Below are 1,765 nucleotides of genomic sequence, written 5' to 3'. Positions count from 1 at the left end.
TCGCACCCTTCACGGTGCATTCAGCCCGTGAAGGGCTTGCGCTGCGGCTTGCGGGAACGCCCCAGCGTCCTCCGCTCAGAGCCGGGTTTTTGTGGCGGCACGGCCCAAGAGGGTGCCGCATATCAGAGAGGAGTGTGTCTATGTCCCGTTATATTCTGGGTGACTGCGTGCAGGTGATGTCCCGTTTCCCGGCGCGAGCCGTCGATTTTATTCTTACCGATCCCCCGTATCTGGTTGGCTATAAGGACCGTACCGGCCGTACCCTGGCCGGGGACAACTCTGCCGAATGGCTCCAGCCCGCCTGTCATGAAATGTACCGCGTGCTGAAAAACGACAGCCTGATGGTGAGCTTCTATGCCTGGAACCGCGCGGATCTGTTTCTGAATGCGTGGAAAGCGGCCGGTTTCCGGGTGGTTGGCCATATCGTCTTTGCCAAGTCCTACGCCTCAAAATCGACGTTCGTGGGTTACACCCATGAGAGCGCCTACCTGCTGGCGAAGGGGAGGCCGCAAACCCCGGACCGTCCTATCCCGGACGTGATCCCCTGGAAATACACGGGCAACCGACACCACCCGACGGAGAAGCCGGTGCAGAGCCTGCGACCGCTGATTGAATCGCTCACGCGTCCGGGGGCCATAGTCCTTGACCCGTTCGCCGGCAGCGGCTCCACCTGCGTGGCCGCCGCCGAAGCCAGCCGCCGCTATATCGGGATCGAGATGCTTGAGGAGTACCACGCCGCCGGCGTCCGCCGTCTGGCACAGGTTGAACGGGCGAGAAGGATGCCGGCGGCCAATGACGGCGCGTTTTACCCTGACTGGCCGGAGGCAGCATGAATTACCCGGGCCTTGAACACCTGCGCGCGGATGTGGCCGCGCTCAGCAATGCCATGTGTGATGTGCGGATGCTGCTGAACCGCCTCGAATCGCAGCACCGGCACGACGCGGCAACGCTTACTGAACGTATGGCAGCGCAGACCCTGCGCCGGATCAACACCCTGCTTCTGGAAGCCTACCGCGAAGCCCTGGTGCTGGACGAGACCTTTCAGGACTGACTGACCCTGCCGGGCGGAGGCCCGGCCTGTAACCCCTTACAAGAGAGAAAAAACAATGTACGGAACCCGCGAAGAACTTTGTGTACAGCTTGAAAACATGTTCACGTTTGACGAACCCCTGGTCCTGCTGGTCTGGACGGAAGATGGGATTAGCGTGGCCTGCCGTGAAGCCCAGCCAGAACCGGACGGGGCTGAAATCCGGGAGGTGATGAAGGCGCTCGGCGAAATGAAAATGACGCAATACCGCCAGGAGGGGGTAAATAATCAGACTGTCAGCGAGCTTCTGACCCGCCAGCGCGAAGCGGCAAACCGTGAGGTTAGTGTACCGGCGGTACTTCTGTCCCGCATCCTGCGCAACTATGAATGCGAGCTGGAAAACCGGATCGGTATGGCCTGGGAAGCCGGGCGGCAGGAGCCGGAATCCGTCAGAAATGAGCTGAAGGACGTTCACGCATTACAGGAGACGCTGGCCGCGTAAGGGAGAGAGCCGGGGTAACGCCCCGGCAACCGGTGGCCATCCACTGCGAAAAGGATGTCAGTGCCTTTCGCTTTTATCCGCCGCTGCCCTCCGGGCCACGTCGGGACAATGAAACTCCTCTGAAGCTCCGTGCGGTGACGGCATGCGCCGTGACTTCACTGTAGCCCGGCCGCATCGGCCACAAGGGTTCGCTTACGCCTCCGTCCTCACCCGTTCGCACCCTTCACGGTGCATTC

Annotated in this window: 3 protein-coding genes; all 3 read left to right on the top strand. The window is 61.4% G+C overall.

Translation table 11 applies throughout. The features are described 5' to 3' along the window. Window positions 1-140: 140 nt before the first annotated feature. From HMPREF3143_RS02930 to HMPREF3143_RS02920, 3 genes are read left to right on the top strand one after another with little or no spacing between them, the layout of a single operon-like run. The gene (locus tag HMPREF3143_RS02930; protein ID WP_033488157.1) at window positions 141-833 is read left to right on the top strand and encodes a DNA methylase; all 693 of its coding nucleotides are present in this window, start codon (window positions 141-143) and stop codon (window positions 831-833) included. Continuing rightward, window positions 830-1,051, top strand: a complete 222-nt coding sequence (locus HMPREF3143_RS02925; protein ID WP_013087144.1) for a hypothetical protein — start codon at window positions 830-832, stop codon at window positions 1,049-1,051. The genes HMPREF3143_RS02930 and HMPREF3143_RS02925 overlap by 4 nt, the downstream gene beginning before the upstream one ends. Before the next feature lie 55 nt (window positions 1,052-1,106). Then, window positions 1,107-1,529: a DUF1380 family protein gene (locus tag HMPREF3143_RS02920; RefSeq protein WP_070531703.1), complete on the top strand. Its 423-nt coding sequence runs from the start codon at window positions 1,107-1,109 to the stop codon at window positions 1,527-1,529. The last annotated feature ends 236 nt before the right edge of the window (window positions 1,530-1,765 follow it).

The sequence above is a fragment of the Enterobacter sp. HMSC16D10 genome (assembly GCF_001807145.1).
Classification (GTDB): domain Bacteria; phylum Pseudomonadota; class Gammaproteobacteria; order Enterobacterales; family Enterobacteriaceae; genus Enterobacter; species Enterobacter roggenkampii.
Note: the sequence above shows the minus strand (reverse complement) of the source record. Positions and strands in the feature narration are given on the sequence as shown.

Excerpts from the sequence above, each read along its gene's own strand:
- HMPREF3143_RS02930 (WP_033488157.1), top strand. The coding sequence starts at position 141 with ATGTCCCGTTATATTCTGGGTGACTGCGTGCAGGTGATGTCCCGTTTC.
- HMPREF3143_RS02925 (WP_013087144.1), top strand. The coding sequence starts at position 830 with ATGAATTACCCGGGCCTTGAACACCTGCGCGCGGATGTGGCCGCGCTC.
- HMPREF3143_RS02920 (WP_070531703.1), top strand. The coding sequence starts at position 1,107 with ATGTACGGAACCCGCGAAGAACTTTGTGTACAGCTTGAAAACATGTTC.